The 23,188-nt window shown below is 38.7% G+C and carries 23 protein-coding genes, 1 tRNA gene and 2 pseudogenes; 10 read left to right on the plus strand and 16 right to left on the minus strand.

All coding sequences use genetic code 11. The features are described 5' to 3' along the window. Positions 1-2 precede the first annotated feature (2 nt). From HPSH112_RS02730 to der, 6 genes are all read right to left on the minus strand, one after another. Positions 3-1,766: an OmpP1/FadL family transporter gene (locus tag HPSH112_RS02730; RefSeq protein ID WP_000788073.1), complete on the minus strand. Its 1,764-nt coding sequence runs from the start codon at positions 1,764-1,766 to the stop codon at positions 3-5. Next, the gene (locus HPSH112_RS02735) at positions 1,763-2,380 is read right to left on the minus strand and encodes an HP0838 family lipoprotein (RefSeq protein WP_001268753.1); all 618 of its coding nucleotides are present in this window, start codon (positions 2,378-2,380) and stop codon (positions 1,763-1,765) included. The genes HPSH112_RS02730 and HPSH112_RS02735 overlap by 4 nt, the downstream gene beginning before the upstream one ends. Before the next feature lie 18 nt (positions 2,381-2,398). Next, positions 2,399-3,004 carry an LPP20 family lipoprotein gene (locus HPSH112_RS02740; protein ID WP_001236594.1) on the minus strand — a complete coding sequence of 202 codons (606 nt, stop codon included), beginning with the start codon at positions 3,002-3,004 and terminating at the stop codon, positions 2,399-2,401. A 537-nt stretch (positions 3,005-3,541) separates the two neighbouring features. After that, positions 3,542-3,618: transfer RNA gene (locus tag HPSH112_RS02745), tRNA-Arg, on the minus strand. Positions 3,619-3,675: 57 nt separating this feature from the next. Then, positions 3,676-3,960 carry an HU family DNA-binding protein gene (locus HPSH112_RS02750; protein WP_001029061.1) on the minus strand — a complete coding sequence of 95 codons (285 nt, stop codon included), beginning with the start codon at positions 3,958-3,960 and terminating at the stop codon, positions 3,676-3,678. 140 nt (positions 3,961-4,100) lie between these two features. Beyond that, positions 4,101-5,486, minus strand: a complete 1,386-nt coding sequence (der, locus tag HPSH112_RS02755) for a ribosome biogenesis GTPase Der (RefSeq protein WP_001097836.1) — start codon at positions 5,484-5,486, stop codon at positions 4,101-4,103. A gap of 76 nt (positions 5,487-5,562) precedes the next feature. Between der and HPSH112_RS02760 the strand changes: the two genes are divergently transcribed. The 7 genes from HPSH112_RS02760 to HPSH112_RS02790 all read left to right on the plus strand — a co-directional run bounded on the left by HPSH112_RS02760 (position 5,563) and on the right by HPSH112_RS02790 (position 12,160). Next, the gene (locus HPSH112_RS02760; protein ID WP_000480395.1) at positions 5,563-6,447 is read left to right on the plus strand and encodes a hypothetical protein; all 885 of its coding nucleotides are present in this window, start codon (positions 5,563-5,565) and stop codon (positions 6,445-6,447) included. Positions 6,448-6,536: 89 nt separating this feature from the next. Beyond that, complete coding sequence (locus HPSH112_RS02765) at positions 6,537-7,325, plus strand: spermidine synthase (protein ID WP_000265051.1); 789 nt, start codon at positions 6,537-6,539, stop codon at positions 7,323-7,325. A 1-nt stretch (position 7,326) separates the two neighbouring features. Continuing rightward, positions 7,327-7,917, plus strand: a complete 591-nt coding sequence (coaE, locus tag HPSH112_RS02770; RefSeq protein ID WP_000243306.1) for a dephospho-CoA kinase — start codon at positions 7,327-7,329, stop codon at positions 7,915-7,917. Between the two features lie 58 nt (positions 7,918-7,975). After that, on the plus strand, positions 7,976-9,337 hold the full coding sequence (gene gatA, locus HPSH112_RS02775; protein ID WP_000631528.1) for an Asp-tRNA(Asn)/Glu-tRNA(Gln) amidotransferase subunit GatA: 1,362 nt from the start codon (positions 7,976-7,978) through the stop codon (positions 9,335-9,337). Between the two features lie 9 nt (positions 9,338-9,346). Further along, positions 9,347-10,792, plus strand: a complete 1,446-nt coding sequence (gene guaB, locus HPSH112_RS02780) for an IMP dehydrogenase (protein ID WP_001221749.1) — start codon at positions 9,347-9,349, stop codon at positions 10,790-10,792. Between the two features lie 121 nt (positions 10,793-10,913). Continuing rightward, positions 10,914-11,594, plus strand: coding sequence for a F0F1 ATP synthase subunit A (locus HPSH112_RS02785; protein WP_000401225.1), 681 nt, complete (start codon positions 10,914-10,916; stop codon positions 11,592-11,594). A gap of 317 nt (positions 11,595-11,911) precedes the next feature. After that, positions 11,912-12,160 (plus strand): RNA-binding protein, encoded by a 249-nt coding sequence (locus HPSH112_RS02790; protein ID WP_000790556.1) that lies wholly within the window; start codon positions 11,912-11,914, stop codon positions 12,158-12,160. A 201-nt stretch (positions 12,161-12,361) separates the two neighbouring features. Here HPSH112_RS02790 and HPSH112_RS02795 read toward each other — a convergent pair whose 3' ends face one another. The 7 genes from HPSH112_RS02795 to HPSH112_RS02825 form a co-directional block, all read right to left on the minus strand. Further along, positions 12,362-13,183, minus strand: a complete 822-nt coding sequence (locus HPSH112_RS02795) for a glycosyltransferase family 25 protein (RefSeq protein WP_001263421.1) — start codon at positions 13,181-13,183, stop codon at positions 12,362-12,364. A gap of 166 nt (positions 13,184-13,349) precedes the next feature. After that, a complete protein-coding gene (gene trxB / locus HPSH112_RS02800; protein WP_000564371.1) occupies positions 13,350-14,285 on the minus strand; it encodes a thioredoxin-disulfide reductase in 936 nt (311 codons plus the stop codon). A gap of 5 nt (positions 14,286-14,290) precedes the next feature. Further along, complete coding sequence (gene trxA, locus HPSH112_RS02805; protein ID WP_000020197.1) at positions 14,291-14,611, minus strand: thioredoxin; 321 nt, start codon at positions 14,609-14,611, stop codon at positions 14,291-14,293. Between the two features lie 88 nt (positions 14,612-14,699). Further along, complete coding sequence (locus HPSH112_RS02810; protein WP_001211675.1) at positions 14,700-15,044, minus strand: YraN family protein; 345 nt, start codon at positions 15,042-15,044, stop codon at positions 14,700-14,702. Beyond that, positions 15,045-16,310, minus strand: coding sequence for a homoserine dehydrogenase (locus HPSH112_RS02815; protein ID WP_000746802.1), 1,266 nt, complete (start codon positions 16,308-16,310; stop codon positions 15,045-15,047). It abuts the gene before it with no gap. A gap of 10 nt (positions 16,311-16,320) precedes the next feature. Further along, on the minus strand, positions 16,321-18,105 hold the full coding sequence (gene uvrC, locus HPSH112_RS02820) for an excinuclease ABC subunit UvrC (protein WP_000774345.1): 1,785 nt from the start codon (positions 18,103-18,105) through the stop codon (positions 16,321-16,323). Beyond that, a complete protein-coding gene (locus tag HPSH112_RS02825; protein ID WP_000437151.1) occupies positions 18,106-18,567 on the minus strand; it encodes a hypothetical protein in 462 nt (153 codons plus the stop codon). Between HPSH112_RS02825 and HPSH112_RS02830 the strand changes: the two genes are divergently transcribed. Next, positions 18,559-18,738, plus strand: coding sequence for a hypothetical protein (locus tag HPSH112_RS02830; protein ID WP_000468794.1), 180 nt, complete (start codon positions 18,559-18,561; stop codon positions 18,736-18,738). The two genes, HPSH112_RS02825 and HPSH112_RS02830, sit on opposite strands and share 9 nt — an antisense overlap. 11 nt (positions 18,739-18,749) lie before the next feature. Here the strand turns inward: HPSH112_RS02830 and egtV are convergent, their stop codons facing one another. Both egtV and egtU (HPSH112_RS02840) read right to left on the minus strand, forming a co-directional pair. After that, the gene (gene egtV, locus HPSH112_RS02835) at positions 18,750-19,391 is read right to left on the minus strand and encodes an ergothioneine transport ATP-binding protein EgtV (protein ID WP_000659419.1); all 642 of its coding nucleotides are present in this window, start codon (positions 19,389-19,391) and stop codon (positions 18,750-18,752) included. A gap of 1 nt (position 19,392) precedes the next feature. After that, a pseudogene (gene egtU, locus HPSH112_RS02840) lies at positions 19,393-20,190 on the minus strand (ergothioneine transport permease/ergothioneine binding protein EgtU); the annotation flags it as partial. A gap of 87 nt (positions 20,191-20,277) precedes the next feature. Between egtU (HPSH112_RS02840) and HPSH112_RS02845 the strand changes: the two are divergent. Continuing rightward, positions 20,278-20,931 (plus strand): IS607-like element IS607 family transposase, encoded by a 654-nt coding sequence (locus HPSH112_RS02845; RefSeq protein ID WP_001042542.1) that lies wholly within the window; start codon positions 20,278-20,280, stop codon positions 20,929-20,931. Further along, the gene (locus HPSH112_RS02850) at positions 20,906-22,165 is read left to right on the plus strand and encodes an RNA-guided endonuclease InsQ/TnpB family protein (RefSeq protein WP_001274344.1); all 1,260 of its coding nucleotides are present in this window, start codon (positions 20,906-20,908) and stop codon (positions 22,163-22,165) included. The genes HPSH112_RS02845 and HPSH112_RS02850 overlap by 26 nt, the downstream gene beginning before the upstream one ends. Positions 22,166-22,196: 31 nt before the next feature. Here the strand turns inward: HPSH112_RS02850 and egtU (HPSH112_RS02855) are convergent. Then, positions 22,197-23,081, minus strand: a pseudogene (egtU, locus tag HPSH112_RS02855) (ergothioneine transport permease/ergothioneine binding protein EgtU); the annotation flags it as partial. Positions 23,082-23,188: the final 107 nt, after the last annotated feature.

Raw genomic sequence — 23,188 nt, forward strand, 5'->3', positions numbered from 1 at the left:
TTTTACCAGCGATAGCCTAAAGAGGCGCTAAAGATTCTCAATTGCCCAATGTTTGGGGATTGATACAAACTAGAGCGGTTGCTTTTAAAAGTGAAACTCCCCGCTACGCCCAAATCAAAGCCCCTAAAATTGTATTTAGTCCCAAAAGCCACGGTATAGCCATTAGAATCCGGAATGCCTATCGCATCTTGGGGGCTTGGAGCTTGATCATAATCAATAGCGCCCATTAAACGCAAGCTTTTGCCCATGTAAGTTACCCCTAATCTAAAGGTGTTGGTGTCCCTCCAGCCAGCTCCCATGTTCATCACGCTTTTAAAATTCGCTAAGCCTACCATTTTTTTAAGCGTCTCAGAGTCTAGTGAAGCCACCGTTCCGCTCAAGCCCTTGTAAGTGGCGTTCGCAAAATCAGGGGTTACTAAAAATTTATTCCCTTGACTCCAAAAGGTGCGCTCAAACACCCCCTCTATTCTTAAATGGTCTTTAAAAAATTGGTGGGCGTAGGCTAGGCTTAGGGTTTGGGGGAGTGAAACATTGATATTCAAGCTGCCTTTAGTCAAAACGCTCCCTAAAGAAGGGCCAAGCTCTGTGATAGCCACTAGATCGCCTTTCATGTTGAATGTAACTGAAGAATTATACACCACAGAAAACATGCCATGATCAAAGATACGCAAACTCGAACCCACTCTATAGCCCCCCGATACGCCTTGCCCGTTAGATTTTTGCACGACTTGAGTTGTGCCATAAAGATTCGCGCTCGCTTTCACTAAACCGCTATAGCCCATGATTTTTTTCAAGCCGTTATAAAACTCTTGACAGCTTTGATCGCTCATATCCCCACCGGCTTTTTGGCAATTAAGTGCGGGTTGGTAGCCAATATTGCCTAATAAAGCCATCATGTTGCTTGGCACTTGATCGGCAAAAACATTGTTGGGTAAATTTAAAATTTGCTCCGCGCTCAAAACCGAAGCGCCCTCTAAAGGCACATAAACGGTGTTATTAAAGCTCCCGGTCGCATAAAGCCCCCTTAAGCCCACTCCCACGGAAAAGCGCTTATTAACAGTATAGCTCATGCTAGGGGCAAGCTCTACCATCATGATGAAAACATCATGCAAAAATTCCCCCCCCTTACCATTCCATTTCATGCCCAACCCGCTAGGAGCGCTAAAACTCCCCCCAAAAGTGAAGCCGTTATGCGTGCGCGTCTTATAAAAGAATTTGGGTAAAACAAAATTAGTCGTGCCCGTCCAGCCATTCACGATTTGAGTGTCAGGCGATGAAGCGAGGGTTACGACTTTTTGATTGGTTAGATTCATAAGCCCTTGAATACGATTGAAAGCTTGTTGCAAGCCATTGGTAGCGGCCGTATTGCCAAGCGCTTTAAGGATATTGCCAAGCCCTATAGTGTTGATGATGCCTAAAATATTTTGTTGGCTTTTATCAATTTCTAAGCTCGTAACTGAATACAAGCCTTGATTAGTCGTAGGGACTTTAAAGCTAAAGGCCGGAATGTTAATCACGGTGGTGGTCATTTCAAATTCGCTTCTGTTTTCACCCCAATCGTTAGTAAAGCCCATATTCGCCGGGTTATAAAAGGAAGCGTCAGCGCCCCTAGCCCCAGCGACATACGCCGAGCCTAAAGCCGTGCCGTTCAAACTTTGCTCTTGGATTTTAAAGCCATTGGCATAAGAAAGCAAGGGCAAGCTCCAAGCGATTAAATGGCGTTTTTTAAACTTTTTTAAAAAATAGAGTGGGGAAAAGTTTTTCATTGGAGCTCGCTGTCAGCGTTTTCATTATCTTCTAAATCTTGCAAAGAAGGCTCATAGGGTTCAATCCTAATAGCAATTTTTTGAGTCAAATTCTGGAAAGAAATTAGGCCATTTTTTCTTTCATAAAGGATAATTTCCCCGCTTTTTTGAAACCTTTGGATCACATATTCAGGGGTTAGGTGGCGCTTGCCTAAACCTTTAAAAATATCCCTCCCTAAAACGATGTCATCAAACAAATCCCCATAGCTCACCTTACCAAACAAATCCCTTGCAACAATCCATTTAGCCGAACATTTTTGGCTAAAACAAATGTTTCGTTTAGTCATATAAATATCGCCCACTCTTTGGCTGAGTTTATAAAGGGTTATTTCAATATTATGGTCTTTATCGGTTTTGATCGTGCCGTAATCATAAAAGCGAAAAACCGGCGTGTTAATATAAATGAGCCTGAATTGGCGCAAGGCATTCAAAGTCTCTTCTCTTTTTTTACGGGCTTCTTCTTGTCTGATCTGCTCCCTAGTCTTAGGGGTTTGTTTATGAAAGGGGTGCTTGGAGCAAGAGATAAAAAAAAGCGTCATGAAAAATAATGAAAAAACGCTTCTAAAATACCGCATGGTTGAGAGTAAGAGAATTTATCCTCTCGCTCCGCTCAAAATACGATACCAAATCCTGCCGTCTAATTTAAGCTCCATGCTGACTTGACACAAGCCGTCTTTATAGATGGTTTCAGTGATTTCAGCGTTACGAATGAGAGCATTCACTCTGGTTTTAATCACGGAATTTTGTAAAACCATGTCTTTGACGGTGTCTTGAGCGTTCACTCTGATACCATACATTTTTTCACCCAATTGGCGGTAGCCATCAACAATAGCCGCTCGTTTGGCCAAAGCTAGGGCTTGAGAGGGCGAAATGGTGGATTCTGGAGCCACACCCATGCCCACCGCGTTCAATTCAATGACATTATTAGGCGTGAGAATGGGGGTGTTAGGGATAGCGTTAGTGGGATTAGAGCTAATGATGGGCTGATCGTTATTCTCAAGGCGAGGGCTTGGGAGAGGCTGAATGCTCTTTCTGGGGGTGAAATTGGTCGGGGGATAAATGGGGGCTTGCAAGCCATTAGCTGAAGGGGGGATTAGCTGCGCATTAGTGTTACGCTTTTTAAAGAGACTGCAACCACTTATCAAAAGAGCGGCAACAAGCAATGAATTAATACCAAAAAAGGCAGTGTGCAAACGCATGGGCATTTTCCTTAAAATGAGTTCATCAAGTCTATTATATCATTTTTGAATGGATTTGTCATGCGGATATTCTTATTAAGCTTATAAGGCTAGTGGGTTTTAATGTAAAGTCTAGGGGATTATGATTTATTTTTTTTAAAAAAGGGATTTTAATGGCTTGATTTTATCGTTTTAAGATTTTATTTTATGATAAAACTCATTTTTTAAGTTTGATTTTTAAATTCATTTCTTTAAGGGTGTAGGGGGTATTTTGAAAAATTCCCCCTACAACCCTAGATTAAAAACCCCCTAAAGAGCGCTTTTTTAAGAGGTTATGGCTTATTTTTTTTCAAGATCTTTTTAATTGTAAAAAATGCTTTGAAAATTTTTTAAATAAGATGAGAAATAAAATGAAATTTTTTGAGCGCTTTTTAAGAATAAGGTTAAATTTTTAAAACGATTCAAAAAGAGTTTTTAATTTCTTTTAACCACCAACCTTTCATCAAAAACACCAACAACGATTGTTTTAAATTCCTATGATAGTAAAAATAATGCGAGTGGTGTCCTTGGCGGGATTCGAACCCACGACCTTACGATTAGGAATCATACGCTCTATCCAGCTGAGCTACAAGGACATAAGAAAGCAAGAAACTCACAACCTATTGGTAAGCCCCTTGCTGAGTGGATCAGATTTATTTGCCTTCTTCAACTTTTTGTTTAAGGATTTTGCCGGGTTTGAATTTAGGCACTCGCTTGTCTTCAGTTTTATAAGTTTTATCGCTTCCTGGCACTTTACCTTCTTTGCCTTTTTGCTCTGCGGTCTCAAATTTGCCAAAACCAATCAATTCCACGCTTTCACCCTTGCTTAAAGCCGTTTCTACCGCTAGAGTAAAGGCATTGATCGCTTCTTCGGCTTCTCTTTTGCTGTTGTATTTGCCCGCTTCTTTAACCAAATCAATAAATTCCGCTTTGTTCATGTGGATAACCCCTTTTCTAATAGATGCCAAAACCAAGCGATTTAACGCCTAGCTTGACTGATTGAGCGGTAATTATAATCAAATCCTAAAGATAAATCAAGCAAAGACGCTTTTTTAAGGGGGTTTAAAGCATAAAAAATTTAATTTTGTTGGGCGCTTTTTTTATCTTTAGCGTTAAGGATTAAAGGCGTGCCTAAAAAATTAAATTCTTTCCTTAAGGTGTTGATCAAATAGCGTTTGTAACTGAAATGCAAGGCTTTAGGGCGATTCATTATAAGAGAGATTTGAGGGGGTTTGGTGGCAAATTGCGTGGCGTAATACACTTTCACTAATTTCCCTCCATCGCTTGGCAAGGGGTGTTTTTGGGTGGCTTGATTGATCACGCTATTGAGCAAGCTCGTGGGAATGCGTTTGGAAAAACACTCATAGACTTCTATGATTTTATGCTTGATTTCATCTATATGGCGCGCTTTTAAGCAACTGGTTGTGATAACGGGGGCGTATTCTAAAAAGCGGAATTTCCTTTTTAAAGTTGCCATGATCTCTTCATAAGGGGCATAGCGGATGTCCCATTTGTTTAAAATAAGAATGATGCCTAAAGAGTGTTTATCTGCTAAGGAACTGATCTTTTCGTCTAATTCCACAAAAGGAGCGCTCACATCTAAAACTAAAAGCGTGATGTGGGATTTTTCTAAGGCTTTTTGCGTGCGTTCTAGCGCGTATTTTTCAATGCCTAAAATTTTACCCCTATGCCTGATGCCAGCGGTATCCACAAAGCAAATTTTTTGATCGCCTATTAGAATGGTTTCATCTATGGGGTCAATGGTAGTGCCAGCCACGCTAGAAACAAGGCTCCTTTCTTTTTTCGTGAGCGCGTTTAAGAGCGAGCTTTTGCCCACATTCACCCTCCCAATGATGCCCACTTGAATGATCTCTTCTTCTTTAGTTTCTTCTTTGGGTGCGTTATTTTCTAGGCTTTCTAAAATATCCGCATCCAAATCCTGCTCTATGATTTGATTCAAATCCAGTGCGCTCAATATCGCATCAATTAAGGCGCCAATGCCTCTATTGTGCGAAACGGAAATATTAAAACTCTTTGGCATGCCAAAAGAAGAAAACGCGTAAGCTCGCTCTTTTTCTTTGTCGTTATCAATTTTATTGATCACTAAAAAGCAGTTAGGGTTGGTTTTAAAAACCTCTCTAAAAAGCTTAAGATCTTCATCGCTAGGGATAGACTTACCATCCACAACATATAAAATCAAATCGCTCATTTGAGCGGCTTTTAAATTAAGGGCTTTGATTTCTTTAGACAAAAGAGCGTCTTTAGCCATGCCCCCTGTATCTAGCAATTCCACTTCATGGCCATTCAATGCGATTTTTCGTTTGTTAATGTCTCGTGTAGTGCCTGCAAAATCTGAAGTGATAGCGATCCTTTCTCTAGCCAGGCGGTTAAATAACGAGCTTTTCCCCACATTAGGCTGGCCTAAAATCGCAATGGTTTTTAAAGTTTTATGGCTTGTATTCATTTTACTTGTAGTTTCACTTTAATCAAAATTAGATTACAATATTATAGTTATTTAAAGCTTAAATAAGGGTCTAGCATTGTTTTTAGTCAAAAAAATAGGCGTGGTAGTAGTGGTTTTAATAGGCTTTTTAGCTTGCTCGCAAGAGAGGTTTATCCAATTGCAAAAAAAAGCCCAAGAGCAAGAAAATGACGGATCTAAACGCCCTAGCTATGTGGATTCGGATTATGAAGTCTTTAGCGAAACGATTTTTTTACAAAACATGGTGCATCAGCCTACAGAAGAAAGAGACGCTTTGGCCCAACTGACTAAAGATGAAGACGATTTTTTTAACCCTGAAACTTCTGTGATTTTATTGAATGAGCCAAGCGATAACGATACAAAAAACCCGCCCTTAAACCAAAATGAGTCTGACAATAATACTAACACTGCCAATAACGATGCAAAAAACCCGTTCCTTTACAAACCAAAAAGAAAAACAAAAGATCCAAAACTCATTGAATATTCCCAACAAAATTTCTACCCCCTAAAGGACGGGGATATTATGATGAGTAAAGAAGGGGATCAATGGCTGATAGAAATCAAATCCAAAGCATTGAAGCGTTTTTTAAAAGATCAAAACGATAAAGATCGCCAGATCCAAACTTTCACTTTTAATGACACTAAAACGCAAATCGCGCAATTTAAGGGCAAAATTTCTTCGTATGTTTATACCACCAATAACAGCGATTTGAGTTTAAGGCCTTTTTATGAATCCTTTCTCTTAGAAAAAAAGAGCGATGATTTTTATACGATAGGGGATAAGGCTTTAGACGCCATTGAAATTCAAAAGTGTCAAATGGTGTTAAAAAAGCATTCAACCGATAAATTAGACAGCCAGCATAAAGCCATCAGTATTGATTTGGATTTTAAAAAAGAGCGCTTTAAGAGCGATACGGAACTTTTTTTAGAATGCCAAAGCTAGGCTTTTGTTACAATATTTTAGATTTTTTAGGTAGCATGTTAGCATTTCAAAGGCATGGATATTGTTAAAAAGTAAGCTAAGGAGTGTTTATGTGGATCACCCAAGAAATCACGCCGTATTTGCGTAAAGAATACACCATAGAAGCGAAATTATTAGATGTTAGAAGCGAGCATAATATCTTAGAGATTTTTAAATCTAAGGATTTTGGCGAAATTGCGATGCTTAATTGCCAGTTGCTGTTTAAGAATTTTTTGCACATTGAAAGCGAGTTGCTCGCTCATATGGGGGGTTGCACTAAAAAAGAGCTTAAAGAGGTTTTGATTGTGGATGGGTTTGATTTGGAATTAGCCCACCAGCTTTTTAAATACGACACGCATATAGATTTTGTGCAAGCGGATGAAAAGATTTTAGACAGCTTCATTAGTTTTTTCCCCCATTTCCATGAAGTGAAAAACAACAAAAATTTCACGCACGCTAAACAACTATTAGATTTAGACATTAAAAAATACGATTTGATTCTTTGCTTGCAAGAGCCAGATATTCATAAAATGGATGGTTTAAAAAGAATGCTTAAAGAAGATGGGGTGTTTATTTCTGTAGCCAAACACCCATTATTAGAGCATGTGAGCATGCAAAACGCCCTTAAAAACATGGGCGAGTTTTTTTCTGTTGCCATGCCTTTTGTAGCGCCTTTAAGGATTTTGAGCAATAAGGGTTATATTTACGCTTCTTTTAAAACCCACCCCTTAAAAGATTTAATGGCGCCAAAAATAGAAGCGCTAAAAAGCGTGAGATACTATAACGAAGACATTCATAGGGCTGCATTCGCTTTGCCTAAAAATTTACAAGAAGTCTTGAAAGACAATATCAAATCTTAAAATGGTTTTAAAAAACGCTATCGCTCTAACAGGGGGGATAGGCACCGGTAAAAGCACCACCATTAAAATATTAGAATCGCAAGGTTATCAAATTTTAGATGCCGATAAGATCGCCCATCAATTATTGCAAGAGCACCGGTTTAAAATCGCCCAACATTTTGGATCAGATATTTTAGAAAAGGACATTTTAAACAGAAAAAAACTTGGCGTTATCGTGTTTCAAAATGCTAATGAGTTAAAATGGCTAGAGGATTTTTTACACCCCTTAATCCGTGAGCGCATGCTTAAAAAAGCCTATGAATTAGAAAAGAATCATCAAGCGTATTTTTTAGACATCCCTTTGTTTTTTGAAGTGGGGGGTAAAAAATGCTATCCTGTGAGTAAGGTGGTTTTAATCTATGCGCCTAGGGCCTTACAAATTGAGCGCCTTTTAGAGCGAGACAAACTCAAAGAAGCTGAAATTTTGCAGCGCTTAGCTTGTCAAATGGATATAGAGCAAAAACGCGCCATGAGCGATTGCATTATAGACAACAGCTCCAGTTTAAAAGATTTAAATAAGCAAGTTGAACGCTTTTTAAAAACGCTCTTATAAGCTCGTTTTGTATCTAAGCATGTTAAACTACCATTAAATTTTTTGTAAGGCTAAAAACATGATCACTTTAAAACAAGCCCTTTCTTTATCCCAAGATGAATTAGAAACCCTTAAAAACGAAATTGACGCTAAGGTTAGAGCTTCAGATTTGAACGCTTATATTAAAGCCCCTAGCCTTAATGGCACTAGCGCTAAAGGGGTGCCAATCCTTATTAAAGACAATATCAGTGTTAAGGGGTGGGAAGTTACTTGCTCTAGTAAGATTTTAGAAGGCTATATCGCTCCTTATCATGCGAGCGTGATTGAAAACTTGCACCAAAACAGCATGGCAGGGTTTGGGCTTTCTAACATGGACGAGTTTGCGATGGGAAGCACCACGGAGTCTAGTTGCTATGGGATCACTAAAAACCCACGAGATAAAAACAGAGTGCCTGGAGGGAGTAGCGGAGGAAGCGCAGCAGCTGTGGCTGGCGGCTTAGCGGTGGCGGCTTTAGGGAGCGATACGGGCGGGTCTATCAGGCAGCCGGCGAGCTATTGCGGGTGCGTGGGGTTAAAGCCCACTTATGGGAGAGTGAGCCGTTATGGTTTGATTGCGTATTGTTCTAGTTTTGATCAAATCGGGCCTATCACGCAAAATGTAGAAGACGCTTCTATTTTATTTGACGCAATTAGCGGGCATGATAGCAAGGACTCCACGAGCGCAAATCTCAAACCCACGCAAACCTTTAAAAACCTTAACAGAGAAAAACGCTTTAAGATCGCTATCTTAAGAGATCACATTAAAGATGCGAGCAATGAAGTGCAACTCGCTTATGAAAACACCCTTAAAGCCTTGAAAGAAATGGGGCATGAGATTGTGGAAAAAAGGATGTTGGATTCGCATTATCAAATCTCTATCTATTATATTATCAGCATGGCTGAAGCGAGTTCGAATCTGGCCAGATTTGATGGGGTGCGTTATGGGAGGAGGGCTCAAAATATTAAAGACTTGAAAGAATTGTATCTCAAAAGCCGCAGTGAAGGTTTTGGCGATGAGGTGAAACGGCGCATCATGTTAGGGAATTTTGTCTTAAGCAGCGGGTATTATGACGCTTATTATTTGAAAGCCCAGCAAATGCGTTTGATGATTAAAGAGCAATACAACAAGATTTTTGAAGAAGTGGATTTGATTTTCACCCCTGTAGCTCCCACGAGTGCCCATTTATTCAATTACCATGCAAGCCCTTTAGAAATGTATTTGAGCGATATTTACACGATTGGGGCGAATTTGAGCGGTTTGCCGGCCCTTTCTTTACCGGTCGCTAAAGATCCTTTAGGCTTGCCTATAGGGATGCAATTCATTGCTAAGGCTTTTGATGAGCAAAGCCTTTTAGATGTTTCTTACGCTTTAGAGCAAGAATTAGATTTAAAATTAGATTAAGGATAGAAAATGAGAATTTTACAAAGGGCTTTGACTTTTGAGGATGTGTTGATGGTGCCTAGAAAATCCAGCGTTTTACCTAAAGATGTGAGCTTAAAGTCTCGCCTGACTAAAAACATTAGTTTGAATATCCCCTTTATCAGTGCGGCTATGGATACGGTTACAGAGCATAAAACCGCTATCGCTATGGCACGCCTTGGGGGTATTGGCATCGTGCATAAAAACATGGATATTCAAACGCAAGTTAAAGAAATCACTAAGGTTAAAAAAAGCGAGAGCGGGGTGATTAATGATCCTATTTTTATCCATGCGCACAGGACGCTAGCGGACGCTAAAGTCATAACGGATAATTACAAGATTTCAGGCGTGCCTGTGGTAGATGATAAGGGGTTGTTGATTGGGATTTTAACCAACAGAGATGTGCGCTTTGAAACCGATTTGAGTAAAAAAGTGGGCGATGTGATGACTAAAATGCCTTTAGTTACCGCTCGTGTGGGCATTAGTTTAGATGAAGCGAGCGATTTGATGCACAAGCATAAGATTGAAAAATTGCCCATTGTGGATAAGGATAATGTTTTAAAAGGCTTGATCACGATTAAAGACATTCAAAAACGCATTGAATACCCTGAGGCTAACAAAGATGATTTTGGGAGGTTGAGAGTGGGGGCGGCTATTGGAGTGGGGCAGTTGGATAGGGCTGAAATGTTAGTTAAAGCTGGGGTGGATGCGTTGGTGTTAGACAGCGCGCATGGGCATTCAGCTAATATCTTACACACTTTAGAAGAGATTAAAAAAAGCTTGGTAGTGGATGTGATTGTGGGGAATGTGGTTACTAAAGAAGCCACAAGCGATTTGATTAGCGCGGGGGCGGACGCTGTTAAAGTGGGTATTGGACCAGGAAGCATTTGCACCACTAGGATTGTGGCTGGGGTGGGAATGCCTCAAGTGAGCGCGATTGATAATTGCGTAGAAGTGGCGTCTAAATTTGATATTCCTGTGATTGCAGATGGAGGGATTCGCTATTCAGGCGATGTGGCTAAGGCTCTGGCTTTGGGGGCATCAAGCGTGATGATAGGTTCTTTACTCGCTGGCACAGAAGAATCGCCGGGGGATTTTATGATCTATCAAGGGAGGCAATATAAAAGCTATAGGGGAATGGGCAGCATTGGGGCCATGACAAAAGGGAGTTCTGATCGGTATTTTCAAGAGGGCGTGGCGAGTGAAAAATTAGTCCCAGAAGGCATTGAGGGGCGTGTGCCTTATCGTGGTAAGGTTTCGGATATGATTTTCCAATTAGTGGGGGGCGTGCGCTCTTCTATGGGGTATCAGGGGGCGAAAAATATTTTGGAATTGTATCAAAACGCTGAATTTGTAGAAATCACTAGCGCGGGGTTAAAAGAAAGCCATGTGCATGGCGTGGATATTACTAAAGAAGCCCCTAATTATTATGGGTGAATTTTAAAAGAAAATAAGACAAATCGTTAAAAAACTCGTTAAAAAGCTTGGTTTAATGAGTTTTTAAAACTTAATTGCTACAATTAAGGAAATTTTCAATAAGGCTTAGAGAAACTTTTTCATGGAACACAGAGTATTTACTATTGCTAATTTTTTTAGCTCCAATCATGATTTTATCACCGGGTTTTTTGTTGTTTTGACGGCGGTTTTGATGTTTTTAATCTCGCTTGGCGCGTCGCGCAAAATGCAGATGGTGCCTATGGGTTTGCAGAATGTGTATGAGAGCATCATTAGCGCGATTTTGAGCGTGGCTAAGGATATTATAGGCGAAGAATTAGCCCGCAAATATTTCCCACTAGCAGGCACGATCGCTTTGTATGTCTTTTTTTCTAACATGATAGGCATCATTCCTGGTTTTGAATCCCCTACGGCCAGTTGGAGCTTTACACTAGTTTTAGCGCTGATTGTGTTTTTTTATTACCATTTTGAAGGCATTAGAGTGCAGGGCTTTTTTAAGTATTTCGCTCATTTTGCAGGTCCTGTGAAATGGCTCGCCCCTTTCATGTTTCCTATTGAGATTATCTCGCATTTTTCTAGGATTGTGTCTTTATCGTTTCGTTTGTTTGGGAATATCAAGGGCGATGACATGTTCTTGCTCATCATGCTTTTATTAGTGCCTTGGGCTGTTCCTGTAGCGCCCTTTATGGTCTTGTTTTTTATGGGGATTTTACAAGCTTTTGTTTTTATGATCCTCACTTATGTGTATTTGGCAGGGGCTGTTTTAACCGATGAGGGGCATTAAGCAAAACATTCTTGTTTGGCTTTAATATTGTTTTTTAAAACTTTGTTTTATGGTAAAGCTTAAAAGGATAGGGGGGTGATTTTGAAACCATGCTCCCCTTATCTTTTGTGCTTTTTAAAATTACCGCTTGCTTGTGTAAGTTCTATTTTATTATCAATACCCAATTTTAATAGCTTTTATAATTTTTTAAGCAATCATTAGATAAAATTCACCATACTTCTGTTTTGGATGTGTTTGGGTTTTAGAAGTGCTACTTTTTTATAACTTTTTCATATTCTTATGGGTATGTTGTTATTTTTTTACCGGAGAATTTTATCTTGAAAAACATTTATGTAGGGAATTTGGTTTATAGTGCTACCAGCGAGCAAGTTAAGGAGCTTTTCAGTCAATTTGGCAAAGTTTTTAATGTCAAGCTGATTTATGATAGAGAAACGAAGAAACCTAAAGGTTTTGGCTTTGTAGAAATGCAAGAAGAGGGCGTTAGTGAAGCGATTGCTAAATTAGACAATACGGATTTTATGGGCAGAACGATTAGGGTAACTGAAGCTAATCCTAAAAAGTTTTAGTAGCATTAGAAAATAATTTTCTAATGCACTTCCATTCTCTTGATGCGTCTTAATTGCGCATAGAAGCTAAAAGGGGTTAAACCCTTTTAAAATCCATTTAAAATTTTAATCCATTTTTAAAGGCGATTAAAAACCAATTTTATTCTAATCAAATGGGAGCAATTGACGCTTTAAAACGCTCTTTAGTATGTTTATTATTGGCTATACAAACTGCCAATATTTCAAATATTTAAAATGGAGTTTTCTCATTAAGGCGATTTTAGGGCTATAGGGTTCTTCTTTTCGCGCTATCGTAGAGATTTGCTCATCATCAGCGATCACAAAAGGTTGTAACACCAAATTTTTCACGCCATGGATAAAAGTAGCGTCCATTATCGTATCCACAGGAACAACCCATTTTCGGCTGCATTTTTTAAAAACTTTGGCAATCTTGGGCGTGATCACATAGCCTTGCGTCCCCACCCCATGACTATAAGCTTTAATGATGCCCACACGCTCTTGTATCTCGTGGTTTTTGTGGTTCAATGGCTCACTTCTTACACTGGCATCATACAACAAATGCATCAAACGCGCATAGCCTAGTTCTTGGATGTGTTTTTCTAAAAAATCCAATCCCTCTTTAAAATTCTCTTTCAAGGTTATATCGTCTTCTAAAATACAAACGGGCTCATTTAACTCTATGCATTTTTCCCACAAGGAATAATGGCTCGCATAGCACCCAAGCTCCCCCAAGCTCATAAACTTCGCATAGTATTTTAAAGCGTAATAAAACTTAGAAACCCTACTGATTAGGTTGGTTGTAATCCCCATGTCTTTGATGTTTTGCGTGATGAAATAAGGGTGTAAATGCTTTTTAACTAAGGGGTGCAACTCGCCTTCAAAAGTTTTAGAATAAATCGCATCAAAAATTTGTGCCTTGTGGTGGGTGGCATTGATATTATGGAGTAAAGTTGTGGTGTCTCTAAAAACTAAACCAAATTGATCGCACACTTTTTGATTTAAAGAAATAATAAAAACACGCAAAGCTTAAACTCCCATAATTGTTAATAGAGTATATCGTTTTTAGGCTCTGTTTTACAATAAAACTTTGCGAATAAAATCGCATCACGGCTACAAAAAAGCTTTAAAAGATCCAATGAATGTTTGAAGCGAGAACTCATAACCCTAAATTTAGGGTTATAAGCTTGATTTAATGGTGTTCTAAATAAGAAATCACGCTTAAGGCTGCCGTAGCGCCATCGCTTGCAGCACAAACCACTTGCTTAGGGGCAAAAATGCGAATATCTCCTGCTGCAAACAAGCCTTGAACATTCGTTTTCATGGAAAAATCCACGACAATAGAGCCGTATTCATCGCATTTGCATAGCATGGAGCCGTCTTCTTGTTTCAACACGGCGTTATTCACATCATAACCTACAAAAATAAAAAACCCCGGCACGATTAATTCTCTTGTTTCATTAGTGGCTGTGTTTTTAATGCTTAAAGAAGACACGCCAGAAGCATCGCCCTTGATTTCTTCTACCACATAAGGGGTTAAAAACTCAATCTTATCATTGTTTTTGGCATGTTCTAAAGTGATAGGCGCACACCTAAAACCATCTCTTCTGTGGATGAGATAGACTTTTTTGCAGATGTTGGCCAGATAAATCGCCTCTTCTACGGCGGTATCGCCTCCACCAAGCACCGCTACTTCTTTATTTTTGTAAAAGAAGCCATCGCATGTTGCACAAGTGCTAACGCCTTTACCCCAATATTCTGACTCGCCCTTGATGCCTGTGCGTTTAGGGCTACCACCGGTAGCGATAATCACGCTATTAGCTTCAAAAGTCTTGCCATCTTCTGCCAAAATAACAAAATGAGAGTCTTTTTTAGAAACCCTTTGAATAGCGCTCATCTCATGCTTTAAGCCAAAGCGGAAGCACTGCTCCTGCCATGGTTGCATGAAATCCAACCCGCTCACCACTTCCTTAACGCCCGGATAATTTTCAATCTCGCTACTGCCAGTGATTTGCCCCCCAGGCATTCCTTTTTCAAATAAAACGGCGTTTTTAACACCGCCTCTAGTGGCATAAAGCCCCGCACTCAAACCGGCAGGACCACCTCCAATAATTGCGCAATCTATCATGGCTACTAGCCTAGAAGTTTGTTCAATTGCTCTTTTAAAGCAACTTTAGTTTGCACGCCCACCAACTGATGGACGACTTCGCCATCTTTTGTGAATAAAAGCGTAGGAATGCTCCTAATACCAAATTTCGCGCTCAGTTCTTCTTGCTCATCGGTATTGACCTTACAGATCTTAGCCTTATCTTCATATTCGCTGGCTAATTCATCAATCACAGGGGATAGCATCTTACAAGGCCCACACCATGGCGCCCAAAAATCCACTAACGCAACCCCTTTTTTAATGGTGCTTTCAAAATTTTCTTCAGTTAATTCAATATAGTGACTCATTGGTTACTCCTAAATATATGATTTTGATTAACGAGAATTATATTAGCTTAAGAATGTTAATGAAAACGCATTGATTTTGGATAAAAATCTAAAAAGTGATATTTTCTAAAAGCTCAAAATTACCATTTTTCACAATAAGAGCGTCAATGCAAAAATCGCTATTGGGATCTTTTTGGGACAAATAACAGCGGATCGTTTTAATCATCTTTTTTAATTTGCTTGGCGTGATCGCATAAATGGGATCAAAATTTTCCCCGCTTTTGACTTCAATGAAATGCAAAACCCCTTTTTTCAAAGCGATAATATCAATTTCGCCAAATTTTGAAAAAAAGTTCCTCTCCACCATTTCAAAACCCAGCGTTTTTAAAAATTCGCAGGCCTCTTCTTCAGCCTTCAAGCCCTTTGCCCTGTGTTTGTTATTCAAAAAGCGCATTCAATGTTCCAAACGGATCATTTTAGGGGTGTCTAGCACGCTTTTTAGATTTTCAAGCTCTTTAAGGGCGTTTAACATAGATTTTTCGTTGGTGGTGTGCGTGGAAAATAAGATTTTAGCCTTGTTGGAATGCGGGATTTCTTTTTGTAAAACATTGTTGAGCGAAATATCATTTTGGGCTAAAATCGCGCTAATTTGAGAAAAAACCCCTTTTTCATCGCTCACCAACAAACGCGCATAATAAGCGCATTGGATCTCTTCTTTGGGTTTTAGGGGGAGTTTTTGAGGGGTTTCAAAGCCTAGCATTAGAGAGCTTTTTTTCCTTGCGATTTCTATAATATCGCTAATGACCGCACTTGCGGTAGGCTCTCCCCCAGCCCCAGCCCCATAATACAAAGTCTCGCCCACCTTATCCCCTATAACGCTTATAGCGTTCATCACCCCATCCACTTTAGAGAGCATGCATTCATTTTTAATCATGCTTGGATGCACCCTTAATTCAATGCAATCTTGGTGTTTTTTAGCGATGCCTAAAAGTTTAATGCTATAACCAAATTCTTTAGCAAACTCCATGTCGTCTGGCTCTATTTTTTCAATGCCTTCAATTAAAATTTCTTCTAATTTCGCATCAATGCCATAGGCTAAAGACGCTAAAATCAATAATTTGTGCGCCGCATCAATGCCTTTAATGTCAAATTCAGGGTTTAATTCCGCATAGCCTAAATGTTGGGCGTCTTTCAAAGCGTCCTTAAAGCTCGCTTGATTTTTAAACATTTGGCTTAAAATGTAATTGCTGGTGCCGTTTAAAATCCCTTTAAAAGAAAGGATGTGATTAGCGCTCAAGCCGTCTTTTAAAGCCTTGATAATAGGGATACCCCCACACACGCTCGCTTCAAAGCCTATGGGGGTGTTTTTAGCGATTTGTTCTAATTCATAGCGGTGATACGCTAACATGGCTTTATTGGCTGTAACGAAGGCTTTTTGTTTGGCTAAAGTTTTTTTAGCTAAAAGATAAGGCGCTTCCACCCCACCCATAAGCTCCACGACAATATCAATCTCTTCATCTTCTATCAGGCTTTCTAAATCATTACTGATCTCAAAAGGGTAGCCTTTGCGCTTTTTCACATCTCGCACCACCGCTTTTTTAATCATGATTTCCACGCCGGCTCTGTCTTTAATGATTTCTTGATTTTCTTGTAAGATTTTAGCGACCGCGCTCCCCACACACCCTAAACCCACAAGCCCTATATTCAATCTTTTTTTCATGTTTTTTCCTTTAGATTCGTTTTTTTAAAACAGCGTTTTTTTCCTGCTCGCTCGCTTTTTCTATCGCTTCAAAACTCCCAAAATAATCCAACAATTTTTTCACGCTGGCTTCTCCTATACCCTTTTCTTTTAAAAGAGCGATTTGTTTCATGTTTTTAAGTTTAGTGGATCTATGGAAGTTTATCGCATACCGGTGGCTTTCATCGCGCAATTTTTGCACCCACTGCAAGCGCTTGTCGCTAGGGAGCAATTTAAAAGTATCGCTAGCGGTGTGGATAATGTCTTTAGCGCCCCCTTTAGAGCGATAAGCTTTAGAATCCCTTTTTTCTTTAGAAATAGCGATCACTTCTACAAAACTCCCGCTGCTTTTTAAAATTTCTAAAGCGATGTTTAATTGCGCCCTCCCTCCATCGATCACCCACAAATTAGGCGGCGGCTCTTTGGCAAAGTCTAAAGCCCTTCTGGTGAGCAATTCGCTCATTTGAGTGTATTCATTAGAGCCTTTTAAATGGTAGCGCCGATAGGAGTTTTTTTGAAATGCATGGTTTTCATACACGACCATTCCCCCCACGCATTGGCTGTTGGCATGGTGGCTTGTGTCAAAGATTTCCACCCTATAAGGCATGCACTCTAATTTAAAGAGCGATCGCGCTTCTTCTAAAATCAGATCTTCATTAGAGGTTTTTTCCTGGCTAAAAATCTCTTGAGCGTTTTTCATAGCGATTTCTATTAAAGCGAGCTTATCGCCTTTTTTAGGAATACTAAGAGCGATTTTTTTAGAGTATCGGTGAGAGATAAATTCTTGCAATTCTTTAAGCGTTTCATTAGAACAAGCGTTCAATAAGATTTGTTCTGGAATTAAAGGCAAATGCGATTGGTAATGATTGATAATGGCTTGTTTCATCGCTTCATCAGTGTCAAACCCATTGAGAGAGTGGATTTTTTCAAACGATGAAGAAATGATTTTACCCCTACGCATAAACATTTTCACTAACACCGCCTTATTACCCTTGCCATAAAAAGCAAAAATATCCAAATCGTAGAGTTTGGCTAAATCCATGCAAGTGAAAGGGGCGATTTTTTGGATTTTTGCAATCCTGTCCCTATAAATGAGGGCTTCTTCAAAACGCAAGTTATTAGAAAGGCGCTCCATTTTTAATTCAAGCTCTTTGATGAGTTTGTCTTTATTTTCAATCATTTCTAAACATTCTTTAGCGATTTTCAAATACTCTTCTTTGGTGATTTTATTCTCGCATGGGGCTTTACAACGCTCTATTTGATAAAACATGCATGCCTTTTTATCTTTGATGCAATTTTTCTTTTGAACTAACGGGAGCAATTCATACAAGCTGTCTAAAATATCCTTAGCCCCGCTCGTAAAAGGCCCAAAATATTTAACGCCAGGCTGTTTTAAAATTTTTCGTGTGATTAAAGGGATAGGGAAATCAGTGGAAAAATCCATGTAAATATAAGGGTAAGTTTTATCGTCTCTTAAAAGAATGTTGTATTTGGGTTTGAGCTGCTTGATTAAAGAATTTTCTAAAATCAAAGCGTCTTGCTCGTTTTCCACTAAAATGGTTTCTAAAAAAGCGATCTGTTTGACCATCATTTGGATGCGTAAGCTGGTGCGATAATTGGGCGTGATTTCATTATTGCGGACAGAAAAATAGCTTTTGATGCGCTTTTTTAAATTTTTCGCCTTACCGATATAGAGTAATTGGTGGTTTTTGTCAAAATATTGATACACGCCACTGCTATGAGAAAGGTTTTTCAAACTGGACAATAAATCAGCCATTCATTCCTCAAAAAAACTTCGTTGGTAGTGGATCAAAGCGCGCGCTTTTTCAAAACATTCATGCAAACGAGCGTCTTTAATGGGGTTATGGAACAACCCTAAAGCGCTAGGGCGATAAAAACGGGCTTGTTTTTTAATGGGGGCATAAAAATTGGCTTTTTCTAAGGAATCTTTAGGCACATAGCCTAAAATTTCTAACCCATTCAACCCGTCAAACCCATAAGCATGCCCTTGCGCGTTTAAAAAATGGCTGATTTCTTTAGCGAATCGCTGGTTAAATTCTTTAGAAGCCCAAAGATCTTTAAACGCAAAAAGCAATTTAGAGTCTTTTATGAAGATAAAAAGCAAATTTTCTTGTAAACTTAAAGGCATAAAAACCTTAAGCTTTTTGAGTTTCAAAAGAGTTTCAAGCTTTTTATAAGACTTTTTTTGAATGAGTAAGGAGAAAATATTTTGTTCCATAAACTGATCTTAACATGCTTTTTAACGCTTGTAGCAATAACGATTCAAGCTTGCGGCTATAAAGCCCCCCCATTCAATGAAAAACCCGCTAAAAAAACTTCAAACAGCTCTAATTCTTCTATGCAAACGCCCACCAACAACACCACGCCAGAATTTTTAAATCAGCCTTAAAATCACGGCTCTTATTTAAGGGCTTTGATTTCTAGGGTTTTTGTGGCCAACTTTTGAGCCTCGCTTTCATCATGCGTTACCATAATGAAAGTAGCGTGAGAATTTTGGTGTATTTCTTTGATGAGATCTTGCAAATTCTTACGATTAAAACTATCTAAAGCGCTAAAAGGCTCGTCTAACAAAATGAGTTCTGGTCTGTGGATAATCCCCCTAATAATGCCCACCCTTTGGGCTTGCCCCCCACTCAATTCGTTAGGGAATTTATCCATAAGGCTCTCCTCTAACCCCATTTTTAACGCTAAGGCTTTGGCCTCTTTTTGAGCGCTTTCTTTGTCCATGCCTTGCAAATTAAGGCAAAAAGTCATGTTTTGCAGGGCGTTTAAATGAGAAAATAAGGAATTGCCTTGAGCGATATAGCCTATTTTTTGGCGTAAAAAAGCGTTGTTTGAAAGGGTTTCATTAAAGATTTTAACGCTCCCCAAACTGGGTTTTAAAAGCCCTAAAATCAAGCCTAAAAGCGTGCTTTTACCGCTCCCGCTCTCCCCTAAAACGCATAAAAAATCCCCTTCTTGAATGTTTAAATTAAAATCCTTAAAAACAGCGCGATTGTGGTAGTTAAAAGACACATTCTCTATTGTAACGATTTCTTTCATGCTATAACCCTAATCTCTCTAAAAACTCTTTAGCGACTATTTGGGGGCTTTTTTTCAACACTTCCACCTGATAGTTTAAATCTTGCATCACCTCATCGCTAAATTTTGAATCCAATTTTTCTAAGATTTTTAACGCTTCCGGATACTTTTTTACAATTTCTTTTCTCATAACAATACCGGCCTGATAATTGGGGAAAAACCCTTTATCGTCCTTAAGCACTCTTAAATCCAACTCTTTGATTTGAGCGTCTGTAGTGAAGACATCTAAAGCGTTGATTTTATGGGATTCAAAACTTTTATAGCGCAAATTAATATCCATTTCATGCAAACTTCTAAAATGGAATGGATAGGCTTTCACTAAGCCTTTAAAAGCGTCCTCTCTTTCAAAAAAGTCAAACTCCGCTCCAAAATCAAAATTTGGGCTATGAAAGGCTAAATCGCTGAAAGTTTCAATAGCGTATTTTTGAGCGTCTTCTTTAGAAATCGCTAAGGAATAGGTGTTATTAAAGCCCAAAAGCCCCACCCATAAAAGATTGAATTCCTTCTCATAACGCTTTTTAATCGTTTCAAAATCCACTTTTTGAGTCAAAGGGTTTTTGAGCGTATTCACCCAAGCGGTGCCGGTATATTCCACATACAAATCAAAATCGCCCCTAATTAACGCCGGATGGATATTCATCGTCCCCCCACCAATGCCAAACGCTCGCTTGATAGGGATATGGTGTTTTTCTAACAAAAGGCTTAAAATCTCGCCCAAAATATACTGCTCGCTGCTGGGTTTTGTCGCCACGACTAAGGGTTACAAACAGAAACTAAAATCCTATAATAACCTATAAAATACTATAATTTTTGTATAGGTTATTAAGTTTTGTGTTATACTGCTTGCATGAATAAAAGAATGCTATCAATCGGTCAAGCGAGTAAGCTTTTGGGTGTAACTATCCAAACCTTACGCAATTGGGATAAAAAAGATTTGTTAAAACCTGATGAACTCACTAAAGGCGGTGAAAGGCGTTACAAGTTAGAAAGTTTAAGGCGTATCAATAGAAACGCAGTCTTTAATCAAGATGAATTAAAAACAATAGCTTATGCTAGAGTAAGCTCGCATGACCAACAAGAGGATTTAATCAGACAAGTTCAAGTTTTAGAGCTTTATTGCGCTAGATGCGGCTTTAACTATGAAGTGATACAAGATTTAGGGAGTGGCATGAACTACTATAAAAAAGGCTTAACCAAGCTTTTAAACTTAATCTTAGACAATCAAGTCAAGCGCCTTGTATTAACGCATAAAGACAGATTATTACGCTTTGGAGCTGAATTGGTATTCAGTATTTGTGAAGCTAAAGAAGTAGAAGTGGTTATCATCAATAAGGGTGATGAGAATGTGAGGTTTGAAGAAGAATTAGCCAAAGATGTTTTAGAAATTATAACCGTCTTTAGCGCTAGATTGTATGGCTCTAGGTCTAAGAAAAACAAAAAACTCTTAGATGAAATGCAAGAAGTCATAACTAACAATGTCAGCTATCTCAATCACGCATAAAATCGCTTTAAAGCCTAATAACAAGCATATTACTTACTTTAAAAAAGCTTTTGGGTGCGCTAGGTTCGCTTATAATTGGGGGTTAGCTAAATGGAAAGAAAACTACCAACTGGGTATTAAAACTAACCATCTACAGCTTAAAAAAGAATTTAACGCTCTTAAAAAATCGCAATTTAATTTCGTTTATGAAGTAACTAAATACGCCACCCAACAGCCTTTTATCCACTTAAATCTAGCCTTTAATAAGTTTTTTAGGGATTTGAAAAAAGGTTTAGTGAGTTACCCTAAATTTAAAAAGAAAAGAGAGTTTCAAGGTTCTTTTTATATAGGGGGCGACCAAATTAAAATCATTCAAACAGCTAATACTGGTTATTTAAAAATACCTAACTTACCACCAATCAAACTCACTGAAAAACTAAGATTTCAAGGCAAAATCAATAACGCTACCATCACTCAAAAGGGCGATCATTTCTATGTTTCAATCTCTTGTGGTGTTGATGAGAGTGAATACAAACGAACCCATAAACTCCAAGAGAGTCATAATAAACTAGGGGTTGATATAGGGATTAAATCCTTTGTGAGTTTGTCTAATGGCTTAAATATCTATGCCCCTAAGCCCTTAGATAAGCTTACTAGAAAGCTTGTAAGAATTAGCAGACAACTGAGTAAAAAAATCCACCCAAAAACCAAAGGGGATAAAACCAAGAAATCTAATAATTACTTAAAGCATTCTAAAAAGCTTACCCACTTGCATGAAAAAATCGCTAACATCAGACTTGATTTTTTACACAAGCTCACAAGCTCTCTTATAAGACACTCAAACTCGTTTTGTTTAGAGAGTTTGAAAGTCAAAAACATGTTTAAAAATCACAGGTTGGCTAAATCTTTAAGCGATGTTTCTATGTCTGTGTTTAACACGCTATTAGAGTATAAAGCTAAATACTCTAATAAAGAAATTCTAAGAGCTGACACTTACTATCCAAGCTCTAAGACTTGTTCTAATTGTCAAAAGGTTAAACAAGATTTAAAACTTAAAGATAGGATTTATCAATGCCTAGAGTGTGGCTTTGAATTAGATAGAGATATAAACGCTGCTATCAATCTTTTAAAGCATTTAGTAGGTAGAGTTACTGCCGAATTTACGCCTATGGACTTGACAGCTCTGTTGAATGATTTATCCAAAAATCGTTTAGCAACTAGCAAGGTTGAACTAGGAATACAACAAAAACCCTAAATTAAGAGAATTTTATAGCTCTTTATAGGATTTTATAGGTTTGTAGTAACGGCTTTTCTTCTATGGCGTTTCTAGGAATGAGCCATAAAGCGCTCGCTAGCAATAAAAAAAGGAACACCGCTAAATTAAGATAAACTTTTCTTTTTTGTTTTTTGGTAGCGTTTTGAGAAAATAGGCGTTGCAAGGCGTTTTCATGCTGAAAGACGCTCACAAATTGATCCGCTAAAACACTAAAAAGAGCAATGATCAAACTGCCCGCCACTAAAAGCGTGGTGTTTTGTGTGTTTAGCCCTCTAAAAATCGCCTGCCCTAAGCCCCCAGCCCCAATGAGCGCCCCAATCCCAGCCATCGCTACTAGCATCACCACCGCAATCCTTAAGCCCACTAAAATTTGGGGGATAGCGAGCAAGAATCGCACCCTAAAAAACAACTCTTTTGGGTTACACCCTAGCCCGATAGCGGCCTTAATCACCTCTTCTCTCACCTCTTTTAAAGCGTTATAAGTGCTATGGACAATGGGTAATAAGCCGTATAAGACCAACACTAAAAGCGCGTTTTTTAACCCCACCCCAATTAAAGGAATGAATAACGCAAATAACGCAAGCGATGGGATGGTGTAGAGGAAATTCACTATAGGGAGCAAGAACGCCCTAGCCTTTGAGTTGTAAAACACAAAAACCCCAATCAAAACCCCAAACACCAGCACAAGAAAGCTAGAGAGTGCAACGATGATAAAATGCTGCGCGAGTAAGTCTATAAAATAAATGAAACGATCATGAAATTCTTGTATCAAATGTTTTACCACGCTTATTTTTAGCGCTATGGCAACTAAATGCTGTGTGATTACATCTACAGAATGGAGCAACCATTCATACAATTCTTTAATCAAATGTTTAAAAACGCCCATGCTTGGCATTATAACTAAACTTATTTGAATAAAGGGGTTTTGTTTAGTTTTTGCATGGGGGTTTTGTAGCGTTTAATGAGTGGGCTTTGTTATAATACCCTTTCATGTTACCTATT

This window comes from Helicobacter pylori Shi112 (genome assembly GCF_000277405.1).
GTDB classification, from domain to species: domain Bacteria; phylum Campylobacterota; class Campylobacteria; order Campylobacterales; family Helicobacteraceae; genus Helicobacter; species Helicobacter pylori_C.

Excerpts from the sequence above, each read along its gene's own strand:
- HPSH112_RS02785 (WP_000401225.1), top strand. The coding sequence starts at position 10,914 with ATGGAACACAGAGTATTTACTATTGCTAATTTTTTTAGCTCCAATCAT.
- coaE (WP_000243306.1), top strand. The coding sequence starts at position 7,327 with ATGGTTTTAAAAAACGCTATCGCTCTAACAGGGGGGATAGGCACCGGT.
- uvrC (WP_000774345.1), bottom strand. The coding sequence starts at position 18,105 with ATGGCTGATTTATTGTCCAGTTTGAAAAACCTTTCTCATAGCAGTGGC.
- HPSH112_RS02735 (WP_001268753.1), bottom strand. The coding sequence starts at position 2,380 with ATGCGGTATTTTAGAAGCGTTTTTTCATTATTTTTCATGACGCTTTTT.
- trxA (WP_000020197.1), bottom strand. The coding sequence starts at position 14,611 with ATGAGTCACTATATTGAATTAACTGAAGAAAATTTTGAAAGCACCATT.
- HPSH112_RS02765 (WP_000265051.1), top strand. The coding sequence starts at position 6,537 with ATGTGGATCACCCAAGAAATCACGCCGTATTTGCGTAAAGAATACACC.
- HPSH112_RS02815 (WP_000746802.1), bottom strand. The coding sequence starts at position 16,310 with ATGAAAAAAAGATTGAATATAGGGCTTGTGGGTTTAGGGTGTGTGGGG.
- HPSH112_RS02825 (WP_000437151.1), bottom strand. The coding sequence starts at position 18,567 with ATGGAACAAAATATTTTCTCCTTACTCATTCAAAAAAAGTCTTATAAA.
- HPSH112_RS02845 (WP_001042542.1), top strand. The coding sequence starts at position 20,278 with ATGAATAAAAGAATGCTATCAATCGGTCAAGCGAGTAAGCTTTTGGGT.
- der (WP_001097836.1), bottom strand. The coding sequence starts at position 5,486 with ATGAATACAAGCCATAAAACTTTAAAAACCATTGCGATTTTAGGCCAG.
- gatA (WP_000631528.1), top strand. The coding sequence starts at position 7,976 with ATGATCACTTTAAAACAAGCCCTTTCTTTATCCCAAGATGAATTAGAA.
- egtV (WP_000659419.1), bottom strand. The coding sequence starts at position 19,391 with ATGAAAGAAATCGTTACAATAGAGAATGTGTCTTTTAACTACCACAAT.
- HPSH112_RS02810 (WP_001211675.1), bottom strand. The coding sequence starts at position 15,044 with ATGCGCTTTTTGAATAACAAACACAGGGCAAAGGGCTTGAAGGCTGAA.
- guaB (WP_001221749.1), top strand. The coding sequence starts at position 9,347 with ATGAGAATTTTACAAAGGGCTTTGACTTTTGAGGATGTGTTGATGGTG.
- HPSH112_RS02740 (WP_001236594.1), bottom strand. The coding sequence starts at position 3,004 with ATGCGTTTGCACACTGCCTTTTTTGGTATTAATTCATTGCTTGTTGCC.
- HPSH112_RS02730 (WP_000788073.1), bottom strand. The coding sequence starts at position 1,766 with ATGAAAAACTTTTCCCCACTCTATTTTTTAAAAAAGTTTAAAAAACGC.
- HPSH112_RS02750 (WP_001029061.1), bottom strand. The coding sequence starts at position 3,960 with ATGAACAAAGCGGAATTTATTGATTTGGTTAAAGAAGCGGGCAAATAC.
- trxB (WP_000564371.1), bottom strand. The coding sequence starts at position 14,285 with ATGATAGATTGCGCAATTATTGGAGGTGGTCCTGCCGGTTTGAGTGCG.
- HPSH112_RS02850 (WP_001274344.1), top strand. The coding sequence starts at position 20,906 with ATGTCAGCTATCTCAATCACGCATAAAATCGCTTTAAAGCCTAATAAC.